At 72.5% G+C, this 2,913-nt stretch carries 3 protein-coding genes and 2 pseudogenes; 4 read left to right on the top strand and 1 reads right to left on the bottom strand.

Going from position 1 to position 2,913, the window contains the following annotated elements; genetic code table 11:
* From GT042_RS39240 to GT042_RS20005, 3 genes and pseudogenes are all read left to right on the top strand, one after another.
* A pseudogene (locus GT042_RS39240) lies at positions 1-236 on the top strand (hypothetical protein); the annotation flags it as partial.
* A gap of 21 nt (positions 237-257) precedes the next feature.
* The gene (locus tag GT042_RS20010) at positions 258-1,022 is read left to right on the top strand and encodes a DUF4239 domain-containing protein (RefSeq protein WP_161310091.1); all 765 of its coding nucleotides are present in this window, start codon (positions 258-260) and stop codon (positions 1,020-1,022) included.
* A gap of 236 nt (positions 1,023-1,258) precedes the next feature.
* Complete coding sequence (locus GT042_RS20005) at positions 1,259-1,813, top strand: hypothetical protein (protein WP_161310090.1); 555 nt, start codon at positions 1,259-1,261, stop codon at positions 1,811-1,813.
* A gap of 104 nt (positions 1,814-1,917) precedes the next feature.
* Here GT042_RS20005 and GT042_RS20000 read toward each other — a convergent pair whose 3' ends face one another.
* Positions 1,918-2,403: a hypothetical protein gene (locus GT042_RS20000; RefSeq protein WP_161310089.1), complete on the bottom strand. Its 486-nt coding sequence runs from the start codon at positions 2,401-2,403 to the stop codon at positions 1,918-1,920.
* Positions 2,404-2,713: 310 nt separating this feature from the next.
* On the opposite strand from GT042_RS20000, the pseudogene GT042_RS19995 reads away from it, so the two are divergent.
* A pseudogene (locus tag GT042_RS19995) lies at positions 2,714-2,913 on the top strand (class F sortase); the annotation flags it as partial.

Raw genomic sequence — 2,913 nt, 5'->3', positions numbered from 1 at the left:
CCGCGCCCCCGCCGCCACCGAGGCCGGCCCCGCGCCCGCCGTCGCCCACCCCGTCCCCGAGCCCCTCACCCACCCCGTCGGCCCGTCCGACGCCTTCCCCGATCGCCCTGCCCACCTTCCACAAGGCAGTGCGCAAGCAGCCGCGCGGGGGCCCCTCCCCCGTCACCCTGATGCTGCTGATCACGGCCCCCGCCGCACTCGCCGTGGCCGTACTGCGCCCCCGTTCTTCCCGCTGATCCGCTGATCCCGGAGGCTCCATGTCGGAATGGCTCGTTCTGAGCATCGCCATGGCGGCGGCCAGTGCCGTCGTCCTCACCATCGTCGTCATCAACAACCGCCGGCTGCCGGTGGACGACGACCCCACCGAGACCCCGGACGTCATGGAATACATGACGATGATGATCGGAGTGATCTACGCGATCGTTCTGGGCCTCGCGATAGCCGGCGTCTGGGAGGGCCGCAGCGCCGCCCAGGAAAACGTACGGCAGGAAGCACAGGCCCTGCACGAGATCCAGCAGCGGGTCCAGGTCTATCCGGCGGACATCCGTGAGCGGATCCGCGCCGACGTCGACGCGTACGCCTCGTACGTCGTGCACACCGAGTGGCCCCACATGTCCGAGCACAACGCCCTCAGCGCGAAGGGCACCCAGCTGTTCGAGCGGATCCGCTCGGACGTCTCGCGGTACGCGCCGCGCACCGAACTGGAAGGCCAGACGTACCAGCCCCTCGTCGAACAGGTGGCTGTCGCGGACGACGCGCGAGGCGCCCGCGGCCAGAACGCCGGAGCCACCATGCCGGGCGTCGTCTGGTTCGGTCTCATCGTCGGAGCCGTCGTCACCGTGGGGCTGATCTTCGTCCTCCAGATCCGGCGGACCTTCCGCGAGCTGCTGCTGGCGGGACTGTTCAGCGTCCTGATCGCCTTCCTGCTCTTCCTCATCTGGGACTTCGACGCCCCCTACGGCCGCGGTATCGCCGCGACGGCGGCCCCGTTCGTCGATCTGTTCCCCGCCATCGGGAACTGAGCCGACCCGGACCGAGCGAGCCGGCCCGGACCGGGCCGACGCGTCCGAGCCGGGCGGTCCGAGGGCGCCACCGGAGGCACGGCTGTCCGCCACCCGGGGGACGGCCGTGCCCCATTCGCCCGTCAGCGATCGCGGCTGTGATAGTGCGCTCCTAGCGTTTCGGGCATCGAGGTGCATTCCGTGCCAGGTGTGGAAATCGTTCCGCAGGTGCTCCTCGGGGACCCGGAGGATTCACCATGCGCGCGATACGAGCCGCGTCCGCCGCTCTGCTGGGAGCGACCGCACTCGCCCTGACCACACCCACGGCGGTGGCGGCGCAGCGGGGCGCCGGCCTCGGCTTCACCGTCACGCCCTCGACCGTCGCGGCGGGCGGCCGGCTGACGCTGGCGGCCTCCGGCTGCCGCTCGTCCGGGACCGCGTCCTCCGCGGTCTTCGACACGGTCACCGTCCCGGCGGGCGGCACGGCGGCGGCCACCGTCGACTGGGACGCCAAGCGCGGTGCCACGTACCGGACCACCTTCACCTGCCGGTCCGGCGGCACGGCGGCGGCCTCGTTCACCATCGCGGGCGGCGCGACCCCGACCCGTACCCCCACCGTGCGGCCGACCCGTACCCCTTCGCCGGTCACCACCGCCACCTCCGTGGCGCCCGGCGGCGTCAGGGGCGGTCTCGGCGGCAGCGTCGGCGGGATGAACACCGCCGAGATCCTGGCGGGTACGGCGCTGGTGGTGGCCGCGGCCACCGGCACCATCTACGCCGTACGCCGCCGTGCGGAGAACCGCGGGCACTGACGCCCGCGGTGTCCCGCTCCGGCGCCCACGCCCGACGCCCGTCGCCCCGAGTCCTGTACGAGGACTCGGGGCGACGGGCGTCGGAGGCCGGTCGGCAGGGCAGGTCAGATCTGCCCGCCGGCCGCACGGCGGCGGCGCGCCAGGAAGAAGGAACCGCCGACCGCGGCCGTGGCGACGAGTCCGGCCCCGATCCCCACCTCGGTCGAGCTGGGTCCGACGGAGCCGCCGAGACCACCCTGCGCACCGCGCCCGGCGAGCACCTCGAACTGGTGCGTCTCGACGCGCGGGTTGTCGCTGCACCTGACGACCAGGTTGTAGCGGCCGGGCGTGGCGTTGTCGCGGATCCGCGCCGTGGCCGACACGTTCCCCGACGGGTTCACCGGGAAGCGGACCTGCCGGAAGGCGTTGGAGTCGACGGTTCCGCCGTGGCCGCAGCCCTGGGCCGAGATGTGGATCGTGCCGCCCTGGTGGACCGCGAACGGATTGACGGTGACGTTTTTCGGACCGTTGGTGGCGCCGGCCAGCGGGGCGGAGAGCGCCACGGCCGCGCAGGCGGTCGCGGCGACCGTGAGAGCGCGTGAAGCACGCATCGTTGAACCTCCAGCGGAAGACGCCCCAAAGCGGTGCTCCGGGAAGATCGACGAGTACGCCTTCCATGACGAACCCTCACCGGGCCTCCCATTCGCCGCATTTCGGCGCTGGTCCACCCCGGTGAGCCGACACGCCGACAGAACGCTCCCCCGGCCCGTGGATACGCAGGTCACGGACCGTCAGAAGATTTATACGACGAATACTCGGATGGGCCAGCACCCGTCGTCGCGCCACCCGTTCGCCCCTCAGTGATCGCCGCCGCCGCCCACCGCGTTTAGCGTGCTGGCAGGCGCCCACGAAGGGAGAACCATGGGCCAGGACCACACCGTCCCGGAGTCGAGGAAGCGCTCCCCCTGGGGCGTACTGGCTCTCGTCATGCTCAGCGGGATCGCGCTGATGCGGAACGGGGTGGACACACCGCTGGGGCCGCCGCAGCCCGCGGCGGCGGCGGCGCCGGCCGGCCAGATCGACCCGGCCGCCCTCGCCGTCACCACGTCGGCCGTGAAGCC

This window comes from Streptomyces sp. SID3212, assembly GCF_009865405.1.
Lineage (GTDB): Bacteria > Actinomycetota > Actinomycetes > Streptomycetales > Streptomycetaceae > Streptomyces.
Note: the sequence above shows the minus strand (reverse complement) of the source record. Positions and strands in the feature narration are given on the sequence as shown.

Bases quoted from the DNA above. Each gene is read 5' to 3' on its own strand.
- GT042_RS20000 (WP_161310089.1), bottom strand. From the start codon at position 2,403: ATGCGTGCTTCACGCGCTCTCACGGTCGCCGCGACCGCCTGCGCGGCC.
- GT042_RS20010 (WP_161310091.1), top strand. From the start codon at position 258: ATGTCGGAATGGCTCGTTCTGAGCATCGCCATGGCGGCGGCCAGTGCC.
- GT042_RS20005 (WP_161310090.1), top strand. From the start codon at position 1,259: ATGCGCGCGATACGAGCCGCGTCCGCCGCTCTGCTGGGAGCGACCGCA.